This is a genomic window from Mesorhizobium sp. J8 (assembly GCF_016591715.1).
Classification (GTDB): Bacteria; Pseudomonadota; Alphaproteobacteria; order Rhizobiales; family Rhizobiaceae; genus Mesorhizobium.
Map to the genome: position 1 here is coordinate 4,308,665 of NZ_AP024109.1, position 23,302 is coordinate 4,331,966.

Here is a 23,302-nt window from a genome sequence, read left to right on the forward strand (position 1 = left end):
GTCAACCCTTCATCGCGCTCACGTCTTCGACCGCGATCGAGCCGCGGTTGCGGAAGAAGACGACAAGAATGGCAAGACCGATCGCGGCTTCAGCGGCCGCGACCGTCAGCACGAACAGGGCGAACACCTGTCCGACGAGGTCATGCAGCGCCGCCGAGAACGCGACGAAATTGATGTTGACCGCAAGCAGGATGAGCTCGACCGACATCAGGATGACGATGATGTTGCGACGGTTCAGGAAGATGCCGAACACGCCGAGCGTGAACAGGATCGCCGATACGGTCAGGTAATGTGCAATGCCGACGACCATCTCAGATGCCCTCGCCCGATTTGACCTTGCGGATTTCCATGCCCGTCGCCGGCGTGCGTGCGACCTGCGCGGCGATCGACTGCCGCTTGACGCCTTCCTTGTGGCGCAGCGTCAGCACGATGGCGCCGATCATGGCGACCAGCAGCACCAGGCCGGAAATCTGGAAGTAATAAAGGTAGTCCGTATAGAGGATATCGCCGAGCGCCGCCGTGTTGGAGCGCGTGGCGAGATCCGGCGTTGTCTTCGCGACCGTCGAGGCCAGCTGCGGCGCGAATGTGTAGCCGCCGAGCACGATGATCAGTTCCGCCGCCAGGATCAGTCCGACCAGCGCGCCGATCGGTGCGTATTGCAGCGCGCCCTGCTTCATCTCGGCGAAGTCGACGTCGAGCATCATGACGACGAACAGGAACAGCACCATCACCGCGCCGACATAGACGACCAGCAGGATCATCGCCAGGAACTCGGCGCCGGTCAGCATGAAGAGGCCGGCGGCGTTGAAGAAGGTGAGGATCAGGAAGAGCACCGAATGCACGGGGTTGCGCGACGAAATGACCATGAAGGCCGACGCCACGGCGATAAAGGCGAAGAGGTAGAAAAAGGCCGCCTCTAGTCCACTCAGCATGGGTTCCCCCGGGTTCCAAATTCCGACTCCGACCCGCCTCCGGTTCGAAACCGCGTGTTCCTTAGACGGACGACGTTGCGCCGTCCACTTTCTTGTTCGTTCGCCCCGTTTACGGGGAGAAGGTGGCCCTAAGGGCCGGATGACGGGTAACGCCAAGTTTCCAGAAGCTGGCGCCGCCCCTCATCTGCCTGCCGGCATCTTCTCCCCGTAAACGGGGAGAAGCACGCTAATCACCTATAGGGCGCATCCAGCGCGATGTTGCGCGCCAGCTCACGCTCCCAGCGATCGCCGTTGGCGAGCAGCTTTTCCTTGTTGTAGTAAAGCTCCTCACGTGTCTCGGTCGCGAATTCGAAATTCGGCCCTTCGACGATGGCGTCGACCGGGCAGGCTTCCTGGCAGAAGCCGCAATAGATGCACTTCACCATGTCGATGTCGTAGCGCACGGTGCGGCGGGTGCCGTCATTGCGGCGCGGGCCGGCCTCGATGGTGATGGCCTGCGCCGGGCAGATCGCCTCGCACAGCTTGCAGGCGATGCAGCGCTCCTCGCCGTTCGGATACCGGCGCAGCGCATGCTCGCCGCGGAAGCGCGGGCTGGTCGGCCCCTTCTCGTGCGGATAGTTGATCGTTTCCTTCGGCGCGAAGAACTGGCGCATCGACAGGAAGAAGGCGCTGACGAAATCCTTCAGCAGCAGCGATTTTGCGGCCTGGGCCAGAGCGGACATCACGCAAACCCCGTGATCTTGAGGAAGGCCGCGGTGGCGACGACCATGAACAGCGAGATCGGCAGGAAGACTTTCCAGCCCAGCCGCATCAGCTGGTCGTAGCGGTAGCGCGGCACAAAAGCCTTCACCATCGAGAACATGAAGAACATCAGGCAGATCTTCAGCACGAACCAGATCACCCCCGGTACCCAGGTGAAAGGCGCGAAATTGAATGGCGGCAGCCAGCCGCCGAGGAACAGGATGGTCGCCAGCGCGCACATCAGGACGACGGCGACATATTCGCCGAGGAAGAAGAGCAGGAACGGCGTCGACGAATACTCAACCATGTGGCCGGCGACGAGTTCCGATTCCGCCTCCACAAGGTCGAAGGGGGGGCGGTTCGTCTCGGCAAGCGCGGAGATGAAGAACACAACGAACATCGGCAGCAGCGAGAGCCAGTGCCAGTCGAGGAAGGTGTTGGGCAGGCCGAGCTTGGTGCCGAGCCCGTCCTGCTGCGACATGACAATGTCGGAGAGGTTGAGCGAGCCGACGCAGAGCAGCACGGTGACGATGACGAAGCCGATCGAGACTTCGTAGGACACCATCTGCGCGGCCGAGCGCAGCGCGCCGAGGAACGGATATTTCGAGTTGGACGCCCAGCCGCCCATGATCACGCCATAGACCTCGAGCGAGGAGATGGCGAAGACATAGAGGATGCCGACATTGATGTTGGCGATCGCCCAGCCCTCATTGACCGGAATGACCGCCCAGGCAGAGATCGCCAGGACCGCCGACACCAGGGGCGCCAGAAGGAACACGCCCTTGTTGGCGCCCGACGGGATCACCGGCTCCTTGAAGACGAATTTCAGAAGGTCGGCAAAAGCCTGCAGCGTGCCCCAAGGACCGACGACGTTCGGGCCGCGACGCAGTTGCACCGCCGCCCAGATCTTGCGGTCGGCATAGAGCAGGTAGGCGACGCCGATCAGAAGCACAACGATCAGCACGACCGACTTCAACAGGATCAGCAGCGCCGGCAGCACATAGAAGGAGAAGAAGGTGTCCATGCTTATTCCGCCGCCTGCTTGAAGCCGCTCTTGGCCAGCGCCGAGCATTCGGCCATCACAGCCGACGCCCGCGCGATCGGGTTGGTCAGATAGAAATCCTTCACCGGCGAGGTGAAGGTGCCCTTGTTCAGCCGCCCGCCGAGTTTCGCGGCCCTGGCGACGTCGTCGGCGCTGCCCGCCTGCACCTGGTCGATGCGGGCGAGATGCGGGAATTCGCCATAGAGCTTGGCGCGCAACTGCGCCAGGGAATCGAAGGGCAGCTTCTTGCCGAGCACATCCGACAGCGCCCGCAGGATCGCCCAGTCCTCACGCGCCTCGCCAGGAGCGAAGCCGGCGCGGTTGGTCTGCTGCACGCGGCCTTCGGTGTTGACATAGGTGCCGGACTTTTCCGTGTAGGCGGCTGCCGGCAGGATGACGTTGGCGCGGTGCGCGCCGGCATCGCCATGCGTGCCGATATAAACGACGAAGGCGCCGCCGGTCCTAGCCATGTCGATTTCGTCGGCGCCGAGCAGGAAGAGCAGATCGGTCTCGCCCAGCATGCCGGCGACATCCTTGCCCCCCTCGCCCGGCACGAAACCGACATCGAGGCCGCCGACTCTTGCCGCTGCGTTGTGCAGCACCGCAAAGCCGTTCCATTCGGCCGTGACCGCGTTGACGGCGGCCGCTAGCTTCGCCGCCTGGCCGAGCACTGCCGCGCCGTCCGTGCGCGCCAGCGCGCCCTGGCCGACGATGATCAGCGGGTGCGTGGCCTTGCTCAGCACCTCAAAGAACTTGCCGTTGCCGTCGGCGAGATCCTTGAGCGATTCCGGACCGGCGCCGATCAGCTCATAGTCGTAACGCGTATCGCCGATCTCGCCGATGACGCCGACCGGCAGGTTGCCGACGCGCCAGCGCTTGCGGATGCGGGCGTTGAGCACCGAGGCCTCGAAGCGCGGATTGGCGCCGATGATCAGCACCGCGTCGGCCTGCTCGATGCCTTCGATGGTCGGATTGAAGATGTAGCTGGCGCGGCCGAGCGATGGATCGAGCGCTGCGCCATCCTGGCGGCAGTCGATGTTCTTCGAGCCGAGCGCCGCCATCAACAGCTTGAGCGCGTAGATTTCCTCGACCGCGGCGAGATCGCCGGCGATCGCGCCGATCCGCTCCGGGGCCGTCTTCGATACCTGTTCCTTGATCGCGGCGAAGGCTTCGGCCCAGCTTGCCGGAACAAGCTTGCCGTCCTTGCGCACGTAGGGGCGATCGAGGCGCTGCGTGCGCAGGCCGTCCCAGATGAAGCGGGTCTTGTCGGAAATCCACTCCTCGTTCACCGCCTCATTGACGCGCGGCAGGATGCGCATCACTTCGCGGCCTCTGGAATCGACTCGGATCGCCGAGCCGACGGCGTCCATGACGTCAATCGATTCCGTCTTGGTCAGTTCCCACGGCCGCGCCTGGAAAGCGAAAGGCTTGGAGGTCAGCGCGCCGACCGGGCACAGGTCGATGACATTGCCCTGCAGCTCCGACGTCATCGCCTGTTCGAGATAGGTGGTGATCTCGGCATCCTCGCCGCGGCCGATCAGGCCGAGTTCGGAAATGCCGGCGACTTCGGTGGTGAAGCGGACGCAGCGCGTGCAGTGGATGCAGCGGTTCATCACCGTCTTGACCAGCGGGCCGATATACTTGTCTTCGACCGCGCGCTTGTTCTCGTGATAGCGCGAGGAATCGACGCCGAAGGCCATCGCCTGGTCCTGCAGGTCGCATTCGCCGCCCTGGTCACAGATCGGGCAATCGAGCGGGTGGTTGATCAGCAGGAATTCCATCACGCCTTCACGGGCCTTCTTGACCATCGGCGTGTTGGTGAAGATTTCCGGCGGCTCGCCATTCGGGCCGGGGCGCAGGTCGCGCACGCCCATGGCGCAGGACGCCTGCGGCTTGGGCGGTCCGCCCTTCACCTCGATCAGGCACATGCGGCAATTGCCGGCGATCGACAGCCGCTCATGGAAGCAGAAGCGCGGCACTTCCGCGCCGGCGTCCTCGGCCGCCTGCAGCAGCGTGTAATGGTCGGGTACCGTGATCTCTTTCCCGTCGACCTTTAGCTTTGCCATTCGCCTCAAACCCCTGCGGATGTCCCGCAATCTATCTTTCCGCGCGCGACCTGAGCCGCGCCCGGCATCTCAATTCACTTCTTCGCGGCGAGCGCCGCGGCCTGGGCAGTCCAGTCGTCGCGGCCGATGCGGCCGGCGAGCGACAGGTAATCTTCCACCCAGGCGATCTCTTCCGACGTCCAGGCGGCGATCTGGCCATAGGTCCAGATACCGAGACCGTTGAGCACCTTCTCCAGCTTCGGTCCGATGCCGGAAATCGCCTTAAGGTCCGACGGCTTCGCCGGCTTGTCGATGGCTTTCGGCTGCCGGAAATCCTCAGGCATCAGCCCGGTCGCAGCCGGTGAGGCGACAAGGCCGGACCCGGCCGCGTCAAGTGCTTTCTCGGTCGCGGTCGCCCCGATGTCGGTCACGTCCCTGGCGAAGGTCTGCGCCCTGGCGATCAGAGTCTCGGTCGCCTTGCGCGCCTTGGAGGCGTTGGCAGCCGCTTCGCTCCGAGCCGCGAGGTCGTCGAGGAAAGGCTCAAACATGCGCTGCGAGGCCTCCAGCGCGCCGGTGAAGGCGCCCATCCACATGCCGACGGCATGGTTGGCAAGACCGATGCCGAGCGCCGACATCGCCGCGGCGCCCGCGACCGGATGCGCCAGAAGGTTGACGGCGCTGGCCATCTCCTTCGGCATCATCTTGGTCAGGTCCTGGTTCATCTTCTCGAGTTGGTCCAAATCAGGCATGAATGGATAGGGTATCGAATACGGCGCCATAGAGAGCTCCTGGTCGTTTCTTCGTATGCCCCGCCCCTGCTTTCAGTCCGGGCTTGCGCCCGTATTTCGAAGTCTTATTCCGCCGCCACCATCACCGGCTCGACCCGGTGCGCGTTGCGTGAAAACTCGTCGATGCGGCGTTCCACCTCGCCGCGGAAATGCCGCATCAGGCCCTGGATCGGCCAGGCCGCCGCATCGCCCAGCGCGCAGATCGTGTGGCCCTCGACTTGCTTGGTGACGTCGAGCAGCATGTCGATCTCGCGCTTCTGCGCCTCGCCGCGCACCAGCCGCTCCATCACCCGCCACATCCAGCCGGTGCCTTCGCGGCACGGCGTGCACTGGCCGCAGCTCTCATGCTTGTAGAAGTAGGAGAGTCTGGCGATCGCCTTCACGACATCCGTCGACTTGTCCATGACGATGACGGCCGCCGTGCCGAGGCCGGATTTGAGATCGCGCAGCGCGTCGAAATCCATCGGCGCATCCATGATCTGCTCGGCCGGCACCAGCGGCACAGAAGCGCCGCCCGGGATGACCGCGAGCAGATTGTCCCAGCCGCCGCGGATGCCGCCGCAATGCGTCTCGATCAGTTCGCGGAACGGGATCGACATCGCTTCTTCGAACGTGCACGGATTGTTGACGTGGCCCGACACGCAGAACAGCTTGGTGCCGGCATTGTTCGGCCGGCCGAAGGACGAGAACCAGGCCGCGCCCCGGCGCAGGATGGTCGGCGCCACCGCGATCGATTCGACGTTGTTGACGGTGGTCGGGCAGCCGTAAAGGCCGACATTGGCAGGGAATGGCGGCTTCAGCCGCGGCTGGCCCTTCTTGCCTTCGAGGCTTTCGAGAAGCGCGGTCTCCTCGCCGCAGATATAGGCGCCGGCGCCATGATGCATGTAGACGTCGAAGTCGTAGCCGGACGTGTTGTTCTTGCCGATGAGCTTGGCCGCGTAAGCCTCGTCGATGGCCCGCTGCAATGCCTCGCGCTCGCGGATGAACTCGCCGCGCACATAGATATAGGCCGCGACCGCGCCCATGGCGAAGCCGGCGACCAGCGCGCCTTCGACCAGCGTGTGCGGATCGTTGCGCAGGATGTCGCGGTCCTTGCAGGTGCCGGGCTCGGATTCGTCGGCGTTGATGACGAGATAGCTCGGGCGCCCGTCGCTCTGCTTGGGCATGAACGACCACTTCAGCCCGGTCGGGAAGCCGGCGCCGCCGCGGCCGCGCAGGCCGGACGCTTTCATCTCGTTGACGATCCAGTCGCGGCCCTTGGCGATGAGGCCTGGCGTATCGTCCCAGATGCCGCGCGACTGCGCGCCGGCCAGCGACTTGTCGAACAGGCCGTAGATGTTGGTGAAGATGCGGTCTTTGTCCTGAAGCATTTTTCGTCCCTCAGACCGGCTTCTTGCCGAAGACGCGGATGTATTCGGCGACGCCGCCCTTGGCGAGCGCCTTGGCCTGCTTCACCCAGTCGTCGCGCTCGATGCGGCCGCGGAAATTGAGATAACCGTCGACCCATTCGCGCTCGGCTTTCTTCCAGCCGGCGACCTGGGCGAAAGTGTAGATGCCCAACGAATGCAGGATCGCTTCGATCTTCGGGCCGACGCCGGAGATCAGCTTGAGGTCGTCGACCGTCGCCGGGCGCTCGACGCCGACCGGTCGGTTCTTGTCGTCCAGCGAAGGCTTCGCCGTCTTGGCAACGGGCTGCTTGGTCTCCGGCGCCTTGAAGGCCGTGGCCGGTTCGGCTTTCGTCTGCGGTCCGCTGCGCGGCTTGGCAACAGCCTCGACTTCGGGGGAAGCCTGGTTGGCGTTGGCGGCCGAGTGGCGGGGCGCCCTGACACTGGCGCCGTTCTCGGTCGCCGGGGCGACCTTGACCGGCGACGGCGTGTTGAGCGCCGGGCTGGTTTCGGCAGCATGCGTCTTCGGCTTGCTGGACTTGGACGGTGCAACCGGACCCGAGGCCGCCGGCGGCGGAGTTGCCGGCGCAGCGGGTGCCGGGGCCGCGGCAGGTGCCGCCGGCGAGACGGCGGCGGCAGGAGCGGCAGCCGGCGCCGCGGCGGCGGCATCCTTGGCGGCCTTCGCGGCTGCCTTGGCTTCCTTGTCGCGCGTCGACTTCAAGATCGCCTTTTCATCTGTCAGCGTCTTCAAACCATCGGCCGGTTCGGACCCGTGGCGGCCGTTCTGCGGTCCGGGCTTAACCTCGGCGCCCTTGCCGGCGTCGTAGAGATCGATGATCTCGGCCAGACGCTCAGGCGTCAGGTCCTCGAAAGTGTCCTTGAAGATCATGACCATCGGCGCGTTGACGCAGGCGCCGAGGCATTCGACCTCCTCCCACGACAGCGTGCCTTTGTCGTTGGTGTGGAACTGGTCGTGATGGATCTTCGAACGGCACACATCCATCAGCGCTTCCGAGCCGCGCAGCATGCAGGGCGTGGTGCCGCAGACCTGGATGTGGGCGCGTGTGCCGACCGGGTTGAGCTGGTACTGCGTGTAGAAGGTCGCGACTTCGAGGCCGCGGATGCGCGGCATGCCGAGCATGTCGGAGATCGTCTCGATCGCCGCCTTGGTGACCCAGCCTTCCTGCTCCTGCGCCAGCATCAGCAGCGGGATGATGGCCGACTGCTCGCGCCCCTTCGGGTATTTGGCGATCCACTGCTGGGCGGCCGCCGCATTCTCCTTGTTGAAGGCGAATGAGGCGGGCTGGAGGCTGGCTTCTGCAAGACGGCGGACTGACATTTAGCGATCGACCTCACCAAACACGATGTCGAGGGAGCCAAGCACGGCGGTGACGTCGGCCAGCATGTGGCCGCGGCACAGGAAGTCCATGGCCTGCAGATGCGCGAAACCAGGCGCGCGCAGCTTGCAGCGATAGGGCTTGTTGGTGCCGTCGGAGACCAGATAGACGCCGAATTCGCCCTTCGGCGCCTCGACGGCCGCATAGACCTCGCCGGCCGGCACGCGATAGCCCTCGGTATAGAGCTTGAAGTGATGGATCAGCGCTTCCATCGAGCGCTTCATCGCCGCGCGCTTCGGCGGCACCACCTTGCCGTCGAGATTCGACACCGGGCCGGCGCTCTCCTTGCCGAGCAGCAGATCCACGCACTGGCGCATGATCTTGGCCGACTGGCGCATCTCTTCCATGCGCACGAGATAACGGTCGTAGCAGTCGCCATTCTTGCCGACCGGAATGTCGAAATCCATCTCGGAATAGCATTCATAGGGCTGCGATTTGCGCAGGTCCCAGGCCGCGCCCGAACCGCGCACCATCACACCCGAAAAGCCCCACGCCCAGGCGTCGGCCAGCGACACCGTGCCGATATCGACATTGCGCTGCTTAAAGATGCGGTTACCGGTCAAAAGCGCGTCGAGGTCGTCAATCGACTTCAGAAACGGGTCGATCCACTTGCCAATGTCCTCGACCAGCTTCTGCGGCAGGTCCTGATGCACGCCGCCCGGCCGGAAATAGGCCGCATGCATGCGCGAGCCCGAGGCGCGTTCATAGAACACCATCAGCTTCTCGCGCTCGACGAAGCCCCACAGCGGCGGCGTCAACGCGCCGACGTCCATCGCCTGCGTCGTCACATTCAGGATGTGCGACATGATGCGGCCCATCTCGGAATAGAGCACGCGGATCAGCTGGCCGCGCTTCGGTACCTCGATGCCGAGCAACCGCTCTGCCGCGAGCGCGAAGGCATGCTCCTGGTTCATCGGCGCGCAATAGTCGAGCCGGTCGAGATAAGGCACGGCCTGCAGGTAGGTCTTGGCCTCGATAAGTTTCTCGGTGCCGCGGTGAAGCAGGCCGATATGCGGATCGACGCGGTCGACCACCTCGCCGTCAAGCTCCAGCACCAGGCGCAAAACGCCATGCGCCGCAGGGTGCTGCGGACCGAAGTTGATGTTGAAGTTGCGGACGGAGGTTTCAGCCATTGTGGCGCCTCAATTCGTCTTGGCTTTTTCATCCCCCGGCAGGACGTAGTCCGTCCCTTCCCAAGGAGAAAGAAAATCGAAATTGCGGAATTCTTGCTTGAGCTCGACCGGCTCGTAGATGACCCGCTTGGCCTCGTCATCGTAGCGAACCTCGACGAAGCCGGTCAGCGGGAAATCCTTGCGCAACGGGTGCCCCTCGAAGCCGTAGTCGGTAAGGATGCGGCGCAGATCCGGATGGCCGCTGAACAGCACGCCGTAGAGGTCGTAGGTCTCGCGTTCGTACCAGTCGGCGCCGGGATAGACGGCCGTCAGCGACGGCACCAGCATTTCCTCGTCGGTCTGGACCTTGAGGCGGATGCGCACATTCTGCTTCGGCGACAGAAGGTGATAGACGACATCGAAGCGCCTGACACGCGACGGGTAGTCTGCGCCGCATATGTCGATGATCGAGATGAACTGGCAGCGCGGATCGTCGCGCAGGAAGGTCGCCACCTCGATCAGATTGCCCGGCTCGACCGAGACGGTCAGCTCGCCATAGGCAAGCACGGCTTCGCCGATGCGGCCGGAGAGCTTCTCGCCGAGATAGGTGGAGAGTTCGTTCAACGCCAGGGTCATCGGCTCACCGTTCGATCGTGCCGGTGCGGCGGATCTTCTTCTGCAGAAGGAGAATGCCGTAGAGCAGCGCTTCGGCGCTCGGCGGGCAGCCGGGCACATAGATGTCGACCGGCACGACGCGGTCGCAGCCGCGCACCACCGAATAGGAATAGTGGTAGTAGCCGCCGCCATTGGCGCAGGAGCCCATCGAGATGACGTAGCGCGGCTCCGGCATCTGGTCGTAGACCTTGCGCAGCGCAGGCGCCATCTTGTTGGTCAGCGTGCCGGCAACGATCATGATGTCGGATTGGCGGGGAGACGCGCGCGGCGCGACGCCGAAACGCTCCGAATCGTAGCGCGGCATCGAGGTGTGGATCATCTCGACCGCGCAGCAGGCGAGGCCGAAGGTCATGAACATCAGCGAGCCGCTGCGCGCCCAGGTGATCAGCGCTTCGGTCGAGGTGACAAGGAAGCCCTTGTCGGCCAGTTCATTGTTGATTTCAAGGAAGAAGGGATCATCTTCCCCCACCGGCCTGCCGGTGTTGGGGTCGATGATGCCCTTGGGCTTTGGCGCGACGAGGGTGCCTGAACTGTCGTTCAATCCCATTCCAGCGCTCCTTTTTTCCATTCATAGGCAAAGCCGATGGTCAGCACCGCCAGAAACACCATCATCGACCAGAAGCCGAGCATGCCGAGCTTCGAGAAGGACACCGCCCACGGGAACAGGAAGGCGACCTCGAGATCGAAGATGATGAACAGGATCGACACCAGGTAGAAGCGGATGTCGAACTTCATGCGGGCGTCGTCGAACGAGTTGAACCCGCATTCGTAGGCGGAAAGCTTTTCCGGATCGGGATTGCGGTAGGCCACCAGGAAGGGCGCAATGATAAGCGCGAGACCGACGATCATCGCCACGGCGATGAACAGGACGATAGGCAGATACGAACTCAGGAGTGCGCTCATGCGGCGGCTTTCCTTCGGCGGGGCAGTTCACTTTGATTACAGCAACGAACTCTAATGCGGAAGCGTGACAGTTTAACCGCTGAACCGTTTTAGGAGGGCCCATGCTGCAACGCGGCGAGGGTTAGCGCAGCGGTTTCGGTGACGCAAGTCAAACCTTGTTCAAATCGCGGCCCTGGACGCCTTATCGGAAGAAACTGGTCCGATCCGCTCCTGTTTGATTTCCTTCAATTTTCACTCCACTTTTCTCTCCTGACATATCTCCCGCCATTTGCCTGCTAGCATGGTCGGAATCACCGGCTAAAAATCCACGGACGATCGGGGCAAGGACACCTTGATGAAGGAGAAAATCTCGCTCGCCATGGCCAGGCGCATCGCGCTCGGCGCGCAAGGGTTCAACGACCCTCGCCCGGCAGGGGTTCCGGATCGTCGCCACCTTGCGCGGGTGCTTTCGCGAACCGGCCTGCTGCAGATCGATTCCGTGAGCGCCGTGGTGCGCGCGCACTACATGCCGCTCTATTCGCGCCTCGGCTCCTACCCGCTGTCGCTGCTTGATAACGCGGCCGTCACCCGCAAGCGCGCAGTTTTTGAATATTGGGCGCACGAGGCCTCGTTCCTGCCGGTTGAGACCTATCCCTTGATGCGCTGGCGCATGCAGCGCGCCGAGCAGGGCGACGAGATGTATCTCGGCCTGGCGAAATGGGGCCGTGAGCGCAAGGCGATGATCGACGAGATCTATAGAGAGGTCGTCGAGCGCGGGCCGATCGCCGCCTCCGGCATCGAGGGCCACAAGGGCAATGGCGGCTGGTGGGGCTGGAGCGAGGCCAAGCACGCTTTCGAATGGCTCTTCTGGGCCGGGCGCATCACCACTGCCTACCGGCGCGGCTTCGAACGCTACTATGATCTGCCGGAGCGCGTTTTGCCGCAGGCCGTGCTAGACCTGCCCGTGCCCTCGGTCGAGGACGCCCATCGCGAATTGCTGCGCATCTCGGCGCGCGCCCACGGCGTCGCCACCTATGGCGACCTGCGCGACTATTTCCGCCTCGCGCCGGGCGACACGAAGGACCGCATCGAGGAGCTGGTCGAGACCGGCGACTTGCTGCCGGTGAAGGTCGAAGGCTGGGACAAAACAGCCTATCTCCATAAGGACGCCCGCTTCCCGCGCCGGATCGAGGCGCGCGCCCTGCTTGCGCCCTTCGATCCAGTGGTTTTCGAACGCACCCGGACGGAAAAACTCTTCAATTTCCGCTACCGCATCGAGATCTACACGCCGGCGGAAAAGCGCCAGTATGGTTATTACGTGCTGCCCTTCCTGCTCGGCGACCGCATCGTCGCCCGCGTCGACCTGAGGGCCGACCGTCCGGCCAGCGTGCTGCGCGTCCATGCCGCTTATGCCGAGCCCGGTGCTCCCGCCGAAACCGCCGCCCAGCTGTTCGACGAACTGAAGCAGATGCAGGCATGGCTTGGCTTAGAGGCGATCGAAGTGACGCCGGCCGGAGACCTCGGACCGGCGCTGGCCGACATCAAGGTGTCGTAGCCGCGCGTTGACAGGCGCCTAGCCGTAAGCCTAAATCCTGACCCAGACGGTCTTCTCCCGGCAAAGGGAGGAGCCAAGAGGGAATGCGGTGCGGGCCGAAAACCCAAATCCGCGGCTGTCCCCGCAACTGTAAGCGACGAGCCTCGGCCGAAAACCACTGGGGTGTTCCCGGGAAGGCGGCATCTGAGGCGACGACCCGCGAGCCAGGAGACCTGCCGTCTGAGACTTTAAGTATCCGAATGCCCGGCGGGTTTTCCGGGCAAGGAGCCTGGTTTTGGATCGCAACGGCAGTTCCCCGGCAAATAATGCGGACAGTTCGTCCGAACGCGATGACGCGCTGGCCGGCGTGACGGTCATCGTCTGTTCCTCCTGTCGTGACGAGGGCGGCTCGGACGCCCATCCGCGCGCCGGCGCCCTGCTGGCCGAAGACACGCGCCGTGCCGCCTCGAGCGAAAATATCTGCATCCGCACCGTCGAATGCCTCGGCAACTGCAAGCGCCGGCTGAGCGCCGCGCTGCTGCGCGACGGCTGCTGGAGCTATGTCTTCGGCGACCTGGACACCACCAGCGGCGCCGACCTCGTCGCCGGCGCAAAGCTCTTCGCCACCTCGACCGACGGCCTGATCCCCTGGCGCGGCCGACCCGATTCCCTCAAGCGCGGCCTGGTTGCCCGCATCCCTCCCCTCGACATGCTGAAGGACTGACCATGAACGCTTCCGTTTCCCGCGTGCCCTGCACCGTCGTCACCGGCTTCCTCGGCGCCGGCAAGACCACGTTGATCCGCAACCTGCTCGAAAACGCCAAGGGCAAGCGGCTGGCGATCATCGTCAACGAGTTCGGCGATGTCGGCATCGATGGCGAGATCCTGAAGGGGTGCGGCGTCGACACCTGCCCGGAGGAAAACATCGTCGAGCTCGCCAATGGCTGCATCTGCTGCACCGTCGCCGACGATTTCGTGCCGGCGCTCGACCAGATCCTGTCCCGCACGCCGAAGGTCGACCACATCCTGATCGAGACCTCCGGCCTCGCTCTGCCGAAGCCCTTGGTGCAAGCCTTCCAATGGCCGACCGTGAAGAGCCGCGTCACCGTCGACGGCGTCGTCGCCGTGGTCGACGGCCCGGCGCTGGCCGACGGCCGCGTCGCCTCCGACATGGACGCGCTTCAGGCGCAGCGCGCCGCGGACGATTCGCTCGACCATGACGATCCGGTCGAGGAGGTGTTCGAGGACCAGATCGCCTGCGCCGACCTGATCATCCTGTCGAAGAGCGATTTGATGGATGCGGCGGGCGCTGAGCGCGCCAACGCCGTCATCGGCGAACATATCGCGCGCGCCGTGAAAGTCGTGCCGACCGCGCAGGGCAAGGTCGATGCTTCGGTGCTGCTCGGCCTCGGTCTCGCCGTCGAAGACGATATCGAGAACCGCAAGACCCATCACGACGACGAGCTCGATCACGAGCACGACGATTTCGATTCCTTCGTCGTCGATATCCCGTCGATCGCCAATCCCGACGAGCTGGCAAAGCGCGTCGCCCTTGCCGCCGAGCAGGAGAACGTGCTGCGCGTCAAAGGCTTCGTCGAGGTCGGCGGCAAGCCGATGCGGCTCCTCCTGCAGGCCGTCGGCCCGCGCGTCAATCATTATTACGACCGCGCCTGGACGGCTGAGGACGACCGCCGCTCGCGACTCGTCGTCATCGGCCTCAAAGGGCTGAACCGCCCGGCGATCGAGCGTATCCTCGCCGGCTGAGGCAATCCGGACCGCGATGCATATCCTCACCACCACATCCGCTTCGCTCGACGATCTCGCCGAGCCGATCGACCTCAGGCAGACGCCTGCGGATGTGGTGGCGCTGTCCTTCACCGACAGCGACCTCGCCGGCCTGGCCGCCGCCTGGAAGGCCGGTGCTGCGCGGCTGCCGTCAATGCGGCTGGCGGCGCTGCGCGACCTGCGTCATCCGATGTCGGTGGACCTGTGGATCGACAGCGTCGCCCGCCACGCCAAGGTCATCCTCGTGCGCATCCTCGGCGGCTATGACTGGTGGCGCTATGGCTGCGACCAGCTCGGCGCGATCGCGCGCGAGCGCGGCATAAAGCTCGCGCTGCTGCCCGGCGAAAGCCATGACGAGGACCAGCGCCTGATCGAAGCCTCCACCCTGCCGCGCGCCGATCTGGACGCGTTGCTCGGCTATTTCCGCGAAGGCGGGCCAGCCAATATGAATGCGCTGGTGCAAAGGCTGGCGCGTCTGGCCGGGTCGGATGCGGCCGTGACCGAGCCGGTGAGCGTGCCTAAGGCGGGATATTACCTGCCAGGAGTTGGCGTCGTCGAAAAGCCGGCGCTATCCCTCAGTACCCTGGTCATCCCCATCCTCTTCTACCGCTCGATGCTGCTCGCCGCGGACGTCGCGCCAATCGACGCGCTGGCCGATGCGTTGCGCTCACAAGGCATGGCCCCCGTGCCGATCTTCGTGTCCAGCCTCAAGGATCCGGCGTCTCCCGCCTTAGTCGAAACCGCCATCGCCTCGCTGAACCCCGCCGCCATCGTTACCGCCACGGCCTTTGCCTCCGGCGCGGAGCCCGGCGCCGAGACCCTGTTCGACCGCGCCGGCGTGCCTGTCTTCCAAGTCATCGTCGCCACGACGCGGCGCGAAGTCTGGGACAAGAACCAGCGCGGCCTGGCGCCCGCCGACCTCGCCATGCATGTCGTGCTGCCCGAACTCGACGGCCGTATCCTCGCCGGCGCCATCTCCTTCAAGGGCGAGGTTGAGACCGATCCGGCGCTGGCCTTCCGCGCCTTCGCCAACCGGCCCGAGGCGGATCGCGTGTCGCAGGTCGCCAAGCGGATCGCCGCGTTTATCCGTCTGCGGCGGACCGGGCGGGCCGAGCGCAAACTTGCCATCCTGATCCCGAATTATCCCAGCGCGCCTGGAAGGACCGGCTACGCCGTAGGACTTGACGTGCCGTCAAGCGTGCTCGCGATGCTGCAGGACCTTAAGGAACAGGGATATGCTGTTGACGGGATTCCGCAATCGCCGCGGGAATTGCTGGATGCGCTGAAGGCAGGGCAAGGCCTCCCCGTAGAGGATTATCTCGCCTTTTCGGCCGAATTGCCGGAGGTAGCGCGCGATACAGTGGAAGCCGCATGGGGCAAACCTTCGCAGGTAACCCCTAAAACCCATTTCCCCTTCCGCGCCGCGACCTTCGGCAACGTCACCGTGGCACTCGCCCCCGACCGCGGCCGCTCCGCCGACCGGCGCGCCGACTATCACGACCCGACCCTGCCGCCCCGCCACGAGCTAATCGCCTTCGGCCTCTGGCTGCAAAAATCGCTCGGCGTCCACGCCATCGTCCATGTTGGCGCCCACGGCACGCTGGAATGGTTGCCGGGCAAGACCGTCGCGCTCTCCGAAACCTGCTTCCCCGAGATTGTCGCCGGCTCGCTGCCGGTCATCTATCCCTTCATCGTCTCCAATCCCGGCGAGGCGGCACAGGCCAAGCGCCGCATCTCGGCCGTGACGCTCGGCCACCTGCCCCCGCCGCTGACCGGCGCTGGCCTTGACGAAGCGCAGCAGAAGCTGGAGCGGCTGGTCGACGAATATGCCCAGGCCGACGGCCTCGACCGCCGCCGCCGCGACCGCCTGGCAAAGCTGATCGTTGAGACGGCGCGGAAGACCGGGCTTGCCTCGGAAGCCGGCGTGGCGAAGACCGACCAGCCCGACGAAGCGTTGCGCCGCATCGATGCCTGGCTCTGCGACCTCAAGGATTTCGCCGTCAAGGACGGGCTGCATGTCTATGGCCGCGCGCCGGAGGACGAAGCCGATCCGCTGCGCCGGCAAAGCGCGGAAGCCGAAAAGGCCGCCCTGCTTGCCGCCCTCGATGGCCGCCACATCAAGGCGGGTCCCGCCGGCGCCCCGGCGCGTGGCCGTTCCGATGTGCTGCCCACCGGCCGCAACCTCTTCACTTCCGATCCGCGCACCATGCCGACCCCGACCGCCTATGACCTCGGCCAGGCGGCAGCGGAGGAAGTGGTGCGCAGCTACATGCAGAGCCATGGCGACTGGCCGCGCTCCCTGGTCATCGATCTCTGGGGTTCAGCCTCGCTGCGCACAGGCGGCGAGGAAATCGCGCAAGGCCTGGCGCTGATGGGCTGCCGGCCGCAATGGGATGCCGCCACCGGCCGCGTCACCGGCATCGAGGTGCTGCCGCCGGCTGCGCTCGGCCGTCCGCGCGTCGATGTCACCTGGCGCATTTCCGGCCTTTTCCGCGACATGTTCCCGACCCAGATCGCGCTGATCGATGCCGCCGCCAATGCCGTGGCCGGCCGCGACGAGGACGATTCGGAGAACCCGCTCGCCGCCGCGACCCGCGTCCAAGGCAAGGTCAGCCCGCGCATTTTCGGCACCTCGCCCGGCACCTATGGCGCCGGCGTCGAGGATCTGCTGTCGCGCGGCGAATGGGGTGCACGCGAGGAGATCGGCCGCGCCTATCTGGAGGCCACCTCGCACGCCTATGGCGGCGTGGATGGAGAGGCGATTTCGGCGCCTGGCGCCTTCGAAACCCGCATTGCTGAGGCCGACCTCCTGGTCCACACCGGCGACGATCCGGGCCGCGACATCCTCGAAGGCTCGGCCGACGTCGCCTTTATCGGCGGCTTTTCGGCCGCCCTCGCCGCGCTCGGCCGGAATGCTGACGTCATCGTGCTCGACACCACCGACCCGAAAAAGCCGAAGCCGCGTTCGGTCGGTGAAGCAGTGGCCCGAGTGGTCCGCGCCCGCGCGGTCAACCCGCGCTTCATCGCCGGCCAGATGCGTCACGGCCCGCGCGGCGCCTCCGAATTCGCCGAGACCGTCGACCGGCTGGTCGGCTTCGCCGAGACCACCCATGCCATTTCAGGCGCGCTGATCGAGGCCGTGCATGACGCCTATGTCGGCGACCCCGACGTTCGGGCTTTCCTGCTGCGCGAGAACCCCGCCGCCGCGAAAGTCATCGCCGAACGGTTCCTCGCCGCGCGGCGGCGCGGCCTCTGGCATCCGCTCAGGAATTCCATCGACGATGATCTCACAGCCCTGATCGCGGAAGCGCAGGCAAGTGGGGTGGCGGCATGAACGCCTTCTCGCGACGCGGGGCCTGCCCTGCCCTCAGCGCGCCGATGCAGACCGGCGACGGGCTTCTGGTGCGGCTCAACCCGGTCGCCGGGGGATTTGCTCCCAAGTCGCTGATCGGACTCGCCGAATCCGCCCTGCGCCACGGCAACGGCATCATGGAAGTGACCGCGCGCGGCAGCCTGCAGGTACGTGGTTTGACCGCCGAGAGCGCCCGGTTGCTGGCGGCCGAGGTGGACGCGCTGGGTATCGCGGCGCGGGCCGGCGTTCCGATCGAGACCGGGCCACTGGCGGGGATCGATCCGCAAGAGATTGCCGATCCGCGGCCATTGGCCGAACGGATCAGGGCGGCGATCGAGGAGGCCGGGCTGACGGCGGGGCTGGGGCCGAAGGTATCGGTGGTTGTCGACGGCGGTGGCCAACTGGCGATGGATGCGGTGACAGCCGATGTGAGGCTGAGGGCCGTGCGGGCCGGCGGGGATGTCCGTTGGGCCGTGTCGGTTGCCGGCGACACGCTTGGTGCAAAGCCGCTCGCGACGGTCGATGCGCATGCCGGGCGTGACATTACAGTTGCTGCCCTCCGGATGGTCGCGGAAAAGGGCCGGGAGGCGCATACCCGCGATTTGTCGGAGCGGCAGTTGGCCTCTCTCGCAGGCTGGCACTCCTTCGCGCCCCCCTCTGTCCTGCCGGAGATGTCCGGCAGGACAGAGGGAGGCGCCGTAGAGGGCTATCGCTTGCCGATTGGCTTTTTCGAATTGAACGCCGGCCACGCGCTCGGCATCGTCCTGCCCTACGGCAGCATGCCGGCCCAAAACCTCATCAACCTGGCGACACAAGCCTCACACCTCGGCGCGACCGAAATCCGCCTCGCCCCCGGTCGTGCCCTGCTTGCCCTCGGCCTCTCTCCGTCCGCCTGTACCTCACTGCAAACCGCCGCCACAGCCCTCGGCTTCGTCACCGACCCCACCGATCCGCGCACCCGCATCGCCGCTTGCCCGGGCGCGCCGGCCTGCGCCTCCGGCCGCATTGCCACGCGCACCATCGCCGAGACAATCGCCAAGCAAAGCGCCGACCTCCTCGACGCCTCGCTGACGCTCCACATTTCCGGCTGCGCCAAGGGCTGCGCGCATCCCGGCACCACCGCGCTCACCCTGGTCGGCGACGAAAACGGAGCCGGACTTGTCGTGGACGGGACGGCAAAGGCCCTTCCTGACGGATACAGGCCGGGCTATGACGCCGCGCGCGGGGTTGCCGCCATTGCGGCGGCGGTCCGCCGTGAACGAAATCAAGGCGAGACCGCCGCCGCTTGCCTCACAAGGCTTGGCGCTGCCGGCGTCGCCGAACTCTATCGACGGAACCAGTGAATGGCCGCCTACGACTATATCCATGACGGGATGGCGATCTACGAGCGCTCTTTCGCCATCATCCGCGCCGAGGCGGACCTGTCGCGCTTCTCCGAGGCCGAAGCCGATGTCGCGATCCGCATGATCCATGCCTGCGGCCAGGTCGAAGCCGCCAAGAATTTCGTCTTCTCCAGCGATTTCGTCGCCGCCGCTCGTACCGCCCTCGCCGCCGGCGCGCCGATCTTCTGCGATGCCGAAATGGTCGCGCATGGCGTCACTCGCGCCCGGCTGCCGGCCGGCAACGAGGTGATCTGCACGCTGCGTGACCCGCGCACGCACGACATCGCCAGAGAGATCGGCAACACGCGCTCGGCCGCGGCGATCGATCTGTGGGGCGAGCGCATGGCCGGCTCCGTCGTTGCCATCGGCAATGCGCCGACCGCGCTGTTCTATCTCTTGGAAAAACTGCGCGACGGCGCGCCGAAGCCCGCCGCGATCATCGGCATGCCGGTCGGCTTCGTCGGTGCCGCCGAATCCAAGGACGCGCTAGCCGACAATTCCTATGGCGTACCTTATGCCATCGTGCGCGGCAGGCTGGGCGGCAGCGCCATGACCGCCGCCGCGCTCAACTCTCTGGCGAGGCCCGGCCTGTGAACGCGATCGTGGAAGGCCGTCTGGTCGGCGTCGGCACCGGCCCCGGCGATCCGGAGCTTTTGACGCTGAAGGCCGCGCGGGCATTGGCCGAGGCCGACGTCGTCGCCTATTTCGCCAAGCGCGGCAACAACAGCAATGCGCGCGCCATCGTCGAGGCGCGCTTCCGCCCGGACATGATCGAGCTGCCGCTGCTCTATCCGGTGACGACGGAGATCGACAAGGATCACGACGACTACCGCGCGCAGATCACCGATTTCTATGAACAGTCGGCCGAGCAGATCGCCGAGCATCTCGGCGCCGGCAGGATGGTTGCCGTTTTGTCGGAGGGCGACCCGCTTTTCTACGGCTCCTACATGCACCTGCATGTGCGCCTGGCGCATCGCTTCCCGACCGAGGTCATCCCCGGCATCACCGCCATGTCCGGTTGCTGGTCGCAGACCGGCCTGCCGATCGTCCAGGGCGACGACGTGCTGACCGTGCTGCCAGGCACGATGAGCGAGTTCGAATTGACCCGGCGCCTCGCCGACACCGATGCCGCCGTCATCATGAAGGTCGGCCGCAACCTGCCGAAGATCCGCCGCGCGCTGGAAGCGACCGGCAAGTTGGCCAAGGCCGTCTATGTCGAGCGCGGCTCCATGCCGGGCAGCGTCTCGATGCGGCTCGCCGAAAAGCCGGACGACAAGGCGCCCTATTTCGCCATCGTGCTGGTCGCTGGCTGGTCGGCCCGTCCCGGGGCAAAGCCGTGAGCGGCCGCCTTACCGTCATCGGTCTCGGGCCCGGCAATGCGGACCAGGTCACGCCGCAGGCTGCCAATGCCGTCGCCGAGGCTTCCTTCTTCTATGGCTACAAGCCCTATCTCGACCGGCTGGAGCTGCGGCCGGATCAGACCCGCATCGCCTCCGACAACCGCGAGGAGCTTGCCCGTTCCAACGAGGCGCTGGCCAAGGCCGCCGAAGGCCACAACGTCGCCGTCGTTTCCGGCGGCGATCCCGGCGTCTTCGCCATGGCCGCGGCCGTTTGCGAGGCGATCGAAGCCGGTCCTGCGGAATGGCGTGCCATCGACCTTTCGGTCGTTCCGGGCGTCACCGCCATGCTCGCGGTCGCCGCCCGCATCGGCGCGCCGCTCGGTCATGATTTCTGCGCCATCTCGCTCTCCGACAATCTGAAACCCTGGGAGTTGATCGAGCTGCGCCTGCTCGCGGCCGCCGGAGCCGGCTTCGTCATCGCGCTCTACAACCCGATCAGCAAGGCCCGCCCCTGGCAGCTCGGCCGCGCCTTCGAATGCCTGAAGGCGATCCTGCCCGGCACCACGCCGGTGATCTTCGGCCGCGCCGCCGGCCGGCCGGACGAGCGCATCGAGGTTTTCCTGTTGGCGGACGCCGATGCGGCAAAGGCCGACATGTCGACCTGCATCATCATCGGCTCGCCCGAGACCCGGATCATCAAGCGCGGCGAGCAACCCGCGCTGGTCTACACGCCGCGTTCGGCAACGGGCGCGAAAAGATGATCGACCTTTGCCGCCAGCGCATCGACGGTCTCGGCCGAGGGAACCTCCGGCAGCGCTGGCCGGCGGATCATGACCACCTCGATGCCGAGCGCCCGCGCAGCGGCGATCTTGCCATAGGTCGCCTCACCGCCGCTGTTCTTGGAAACGACGGCATCGATGCCGTACTTTTCGAGCAACGCCCGCTCATCCGCTTCCGGGAACGGCCCGCGCGCCAGCAGGTAGAGCGCATCGGGCACGGCGAGCTTCGGCTCGATCGGATCGACGCTGCGGATCAAATAGCGGTGTTGCGGCGCGGCCTCGAAGGCGCCGGCCTCCTGCCGGCCGATGGCGAGGAAAACGCGACGCGGCGCTGTGCCGAGCACCCTTGCCGCCTCGGTAACATTGTCGACCAGCGTCCAGCGATCGCCGGCGAGCGGTTCCCAGCCGGGACGGCGCAGCGCCAGGATCGGCACACCGGATTGCCGCGCCGCTTGGGCAGCGTTGACGGAGATGCGCGCGGCGTATGGATGCGTGGCGTCGATCAGCAGATCGATATGTTCCTCGTGAAGATAGGCAGCCAGCCCGTCGGCGCCGCCAAAGCCGCCGACACGCACCGGCACGCCTTGCGCCGCGGGACTTTCGGTGCGGCCGGCCAGCGACAGCGTGACCGACAAATCGGAGCGGCGGACGAGCTTCCCGGCCAACTGCCGGGCTTCCGTGGTTCCGCCGAGGATCAGAATGCGGTGGGTCATCATGCCTGCTAAGGGTCCGCGCGCCGCCAAGCCCGCCTCAAAATGGCTCACCATCGTCGGCATCGGCGAGGACGGTGTAGCGGGTCTCGGCGACGAGGCCAAGCAGCGCATCGCGCAGGCGGACGTCGTGTTCGGCGGAAAGCGGCATCTCGCGCTTGTCTCTTCCCTCGCCAACGGCGAAACCCGCTCATGGCCGACACCCTTCGACGCCGAAATGCGCGACGTGCTGGCGCTCGCGGGCAAGGACGTCTGCGTGCTGGCCTCCGGCGACCCGTTCTTTCACGGCGTCGGCGTCACGCTGGCCCGCAAGGTAGAACCGGAACAGATGCTCGTCCTGCCGGCGCCCTCATCTCTGTCGCTGGCGGCATCGCGCCTCGGCTGGGCCTTGCAGGACGTCGAGACCATCTCGCTGCACGGCCATCCGATCGACCTGATCCGGCCCCTGCTCCACCCCGGCGCGCGCATCCTTGCCCTGACATCGGATGGCGACGCGCCGGTCGCCATCGCCGCGCTGCTCGACGAACTCGGTTTCGGCCCGTCGCGATTCACGGTCCTCGAAGCGCTGGGCGGCCCCGATGAGATGCGCCGCGCCGCTCGAGCCGATGCCTTCGATCTCAAAAACATCAATTCGCTCAACGTGCTGGCGCTCGAAATTGAATCGACTCCGGATGCGCGCGTCCTGCCTTTGACCGTCGGCCTTGCCGACCACCTGTTCGAGCATGACGGCCAGATCACCAAGCGCGAGATCCGCGCCATCACGCTGTCGGCGCTGGCGCCCCGGCGCGGTGAGTTGCTGTGGGACATCGGCGCCGGTTCGGGCTCGATCGGCATCGAATGGATGCTGGCGCATCCCTCATTGCGCGCCATTGCCATCGAAGCCAACGGCGAGCGCGCCGCCCGCATCGCCCGCAATGCCGCGCATTGTGGCGTGCCGGACCTTGTCGTGATCGAAGGCGCCGCGCCCAAGGCGTTCGCCAAGCTGGAAACACCGGATGCGATCTTCATCGGCGGCGGTGGCAGCGATGCCGGCGTGCTCGAGAAGGCCATCAAGGCGCTACGTCCCGGTGGCCGGCTCGTCGCCAACGCGGTGACGCTGGAGATGGAGGCGCTGCTGCTCGACCAGCACAACAGGCGCGGCGGCGACCTCACCCGCATCGCGCTATCGCGGGCGGCGCCGGTCGGCTCGATGCAAGCCTGGCGTCCAGCCATGCCGGTCACGCAGTGGAGTTGGATGAAACCATGATGGTCGCGGGCATAGGCAGCCGCAAGGGCGTGAGCGTCGAAGAAGTATTGACGGCGATCGAGACCGCGCTTGAAGCGCATGGCCTGCCCCTAACGGCATTGTCCGCCTTGGCGACAACCGAATTCAAACGCAACGAAGAAGCTATTTTTGCCGCCGGTCGTAGGCTCAGCCTCCC

22 protein-coding genes, 1 pseudogene and 1 riboswitch are annotated in these 23,302 nt (G+C 65.8%); of the genes and pseudogenes, 10 read left to right on the forward strand and 13 right to left on the reverse strand.

Annotated features, from left to right (window positions below; genetic code table 11):
• Nucleotide 1 precedes the first annotated feature (1 nt).
• The 12 genes from nuoK to MJ8_RS20750 form a co-directional block, all read right to left on the reverse strand.
• A complete protein-coding gene (gene nuoK, locus MJ8_RS20695) occupies nucleotides 2–310 on the reverse strand; it encodes an NADH-quinone oxidoreductase subunit NuoK (RefSeq protein WP_040982022.1) in 309 nt (102 codons plus the stop codon).
• A 1-nt stretch (nucleotide 311) separates the two neighbouring features.
• Nucleotides 312–932, reverse strand: coding sequence for an NADH-quinone oxidoreductase subunit J (locus MJ8_RS20700; RefSeq protein WP_201410609.1), 621 nt, complete (start codon nucleotides 930–932; stop codon nucleotides 312–314).
• Nucleotides 933–1,162: 230 nt separating this feature from the next.
• Nucleotides 1,163–1,654 (reverse strand): NADH-quinone oxidoreductase subunit NuoI, encoded by a 492-nt coding sequence (gene nuoI, locus MJ8_RS20705; protein WP_040982026.1) that lies wholly within the window; start codon nucleotides 1,652–1,654, stop codon nucleotides 1,163–1,165.
• On the reverse strand, nucleotides 1,654–2,697 hold the full coding sequence (nuoH, locus tag MJ8_RS20710) for an NADH-quinone oxidoreductase subunit NuoH (RefSeq protein WP_201410610.1): 1,044 nt from the start codon (nucleotides 2,695–2,697) through the stop codon (nucleotides 1,654–1,656). Before nuoH ends, nuoI begins: the two co-directional genes overlap by 1 nt.
• A gap of 2 nt (nucleotides 2,698–2,699) precedes the next feature.
• Nucleotides 2,700–4,781 (reverse strand): NADH-quinone oxidoreductase subunit NuoG, encoded by a 2,082-nt coding sequence (gene nuoG, locus MJ8_RS20715; RefSeq protein ID WP_201410611.1) that lies wholly within the window; start codon nucleotides 4,779–4,781, stop codon nucleotides 2,700–2,702.
• Nucleotides 4,782–4,855: 74 nt separating this feature from the next.
• A complete protein-coding gene (locus MJ8_RS20720) occupies nucleotides 4,856–5,539 on the reverse strand; it encodes an NADH-ubiquinone dehydrogenase (protein WP_201410612.1) in 684 nt (227 codons plus the stop codon).
• Between the two features lie 74 nt (nucleotides 5,540–5,613).
• Nucleotides 5,614–6,918 (reverse strand): NADH-quinone oxidoreductase subunit NuoF, encoded by a 1,305-nt coding sequence (nuoF, locus tag MJ8_RS20725; RefSeq protein WP_040982034.1) that lies wholly within the window; start codon nucleotides 6,916–6,918, stop codon nucleotides 5,614–5,616.
• Between the two features lie 10 nt (nucleotides 6,919–6,928).
• Nucleotides 6,929–8,272 carry an NADH-quinone oxidoreductase subunit E gene (locus MJ8_RS20730; protein WP_201410613.1) on the reverse strand — a complete coding sequence of 448 codons (1,344 nt, stop codon included), beginning with the start codon at nucleotides 8,270–8,272 and terminating at the stop codon, nucleotides 6,929–6,931.
• Nucleotides 8,273–9,463: an NADH-quinone oxidoreductase subunit D gene (locus tag MJ8_RS20735; RefSeq protein ID WP_126060207.1), complete on the reverse strand. Its 1,191-nt coding sequence runs from the start codon at nucleotides 9,461–9,463 to the stop codon at nucleotides 8,273–8,275.
• A gap of 9 nt (nucleotides 9,464–9,472) precedes the next feature.
• Nucleotides 9,473–10,078, reverse strand: a complete 606-nt coding sequence (locus MJ8_RS20740) for an NADH-quinone oxidoreductase subunit C (RefSeq protein ID WP_201410614.1) — start codon at nucleotides 10,076–10,078, stop codon at nucleotides 9,473–9,475.
• Nucleotides 10,079–10,082: 4 nt separating this feature from the next.
• Nucleotides 10,083–10,664 (reverse strand): NuoB/complex I 20 kDa subunit family protein, encoded by a 582-nt coding sequence (locus MJ8_RS20745; protein ID WP_015317338.1) that lies wholly within the window; start codon nucleotides 10,662–10,664, stop codon nucleotides 10,083–10,085.
• The gene (locus tag MJ8_RS20750; protein ID WP_042643187.1) at nucleotides 10,655–11,020 is read right to left on the reverse strand and encodes an NADH-quinone oxidoreductase subunit A; all 366 of its coding nucleotides are present in this window, start codon (nucleotides 11,018–11,020) and stop codon (nucleotides 10,655–10,657) included. The genes MJ8_RS20745 and MJ8_RS20750 overlap by 10 nt, the downstream gene beginning before the upstream one ends.
• 334 nt (nucleotides 11,021–11,354) lie before the next feature.
• Here MJ8_RS20750 and MJ8_RS20755 point away from each other — a divergent pair, with 334 nt between their 5' ends.
• The 8 genes from MJ8_RS20755 (at nucleotide 11,355) to MJ8_RS20790 (ending at nucleotide 21,153) form a co-directional block, all read left to right on the forward strand.
• Entirely contained in the window at nucleotides 11,355–12,554 is a 1,200-nt protein-coding gene (locus MJ8_RS20755) for a winged helix-turn-helix domain-containing protein (protein WP_201410615.1), read from the forward strand.
• Nucleotides 12,555–12,584: 30 nt separating this feature from the next.
• Nucleotides 12,585–12,789, forward strand: a riboswitch (cobalamin riboswitch).
• A 39-nt stretch (nucleotides 12,790–12,828) separates the two neighbouring features.
• Nucleotides 12,829–13,257 carry a DUF1636 family protein gene (locus MJ8_RS20760; protein WP_201410616.1) on the forward strand — a complete coding sequence of 143 codons (429 nt, stop codon included), beginning with the start codon at nucleotides 12,829–12,831 and terminating at the stop codon, nucleotides 13,255–13,257.
• Nucleotides 13,258–13,259: 2 nt separating this feature from the next.
• Nucleotides 13,260–14,297, forward strand: a complete 1,038-nt coding sequence (cobW, locus tag MJ8_RS20765) for a cobalamin biosynthesis protein CobW (RefSeq protein ID WP_201410617.1) — start codon at nucleotides 13,260–13,262, stop codon at nucleotides 14,295–14,297.
• Nucleotides 14,298–14,313: 16 nt separating this feature from the next.
• Nucleotides 14,314–17,652, forward strand: coding sequence for a cobaltochelatase subunit CobN (cobN, locus tag MJ8_RS20770; RefSeq protein WP_201410618.1), 3,339 nt, complete (start codon nucleotides 14,314–14,316; stop codon nucleotides 17,650–17,652).
• The gene (gene cobG, locus MJ8_RS20775) at nucleotides 17,649–19,013 is read left to right on the forward strand and encodes a precorrin-3B synthase (RefSeq protein ID WP_201410619.1); all 1,365 of its coding nucleotides are present in this window, start codon (nucleotides 17,649–17,651) and stop codon (nucleotides 19,011–19,013) included. Before cobN ends, cobG begins: the two co-directional genes overlap by 4 nt.
• A complete protein-coding gene (locus MJ8_RS20780) occupies nucleotides 19,014–19,646 on the forward strand; it encodes a precorrin-8X methylmutase (protein ID WP_201410620.1) in 633 nt (210 codons plus the stop codon).
• Nucleotides 19,643–20,392 (forward strand): precorrin-2 C(20)-methyltransferase, encoded by a 750-nt coding sequence (locus tag MJ8_RS20785; protein WP_201410621.1) that lies wholly within the window; start codon nucleotides 19,643–19,645, stop codon nucleotides 20,390–20,392. The genes MJ8_RS20780 and MJ8_RS20785 overlap by 4 nt, the downstream gene beginning before the upstream one ends.
• The gene (locus MJ8_RS20790; RefSeq protein WP_201410622.1) at nucleotides 20,389–21,153 is read left to right on the forward strand and encodes a precorrin-3B C(17)-methyltransferase; all 765 of its coding nucleotides are present in this window, start codon (nucleotides 20,389–20,391) and stop codon (nucleotides 21,151–21,153) included. Before MJ8_RS20785 ends, MJ8_RS20790 begins: the two co-directional genes overlap by 4 nt.
• Here MJ8_RS20790 and MJ8_RS20795 read toward each other — a convergent pair.
• On the reverse strand, nucleotides 21,117–21,884 hold the full coding sequence (locus tag MJ8_RS20795; protein WP_201410623.1) for a cobalt-precorrin-6A reductase: 768 nt from the start codon (nucleotides 21,882–21,884) through the stop codon (nucleotides 21,117–21,119). The two genes, MJ8_RS20790 and MJ8_RS20795, sit on opposite strands and share 37 nt — an antisense overlap.
• 1 nt (nucleotide 21,885) lies before the next feature.
• On the opposite strand from MJ8_RS20795, the gene cbiE reads away from it, so the two are divergent.
• Nucleotides 21,886–23,127, forward strand: coding sequence for a precorrin-6y C5,15-methyltransferase (decarboxylating) subunit CbiE (gene cbiE / locus MJ8_RS20800; protein WP_201410624.1), 1,242 nt, complete (start codon nucleotides 21,886–21,888; stop codon nucleotides 23,125–23,127).
• Nucleotides 23,127–23,261 (forward strand): annotated as a pseudogene (locus MJ8_RS20805) (cobalamin biosynthesis protein); the annotation flags it as partial. The gene cbiE and the pseudogene MJ8_RS20805, both read left to right, overlap by 1 nt.
• Nucleotides 23,262–23,302: the final 41 nt, after the last annotated feature.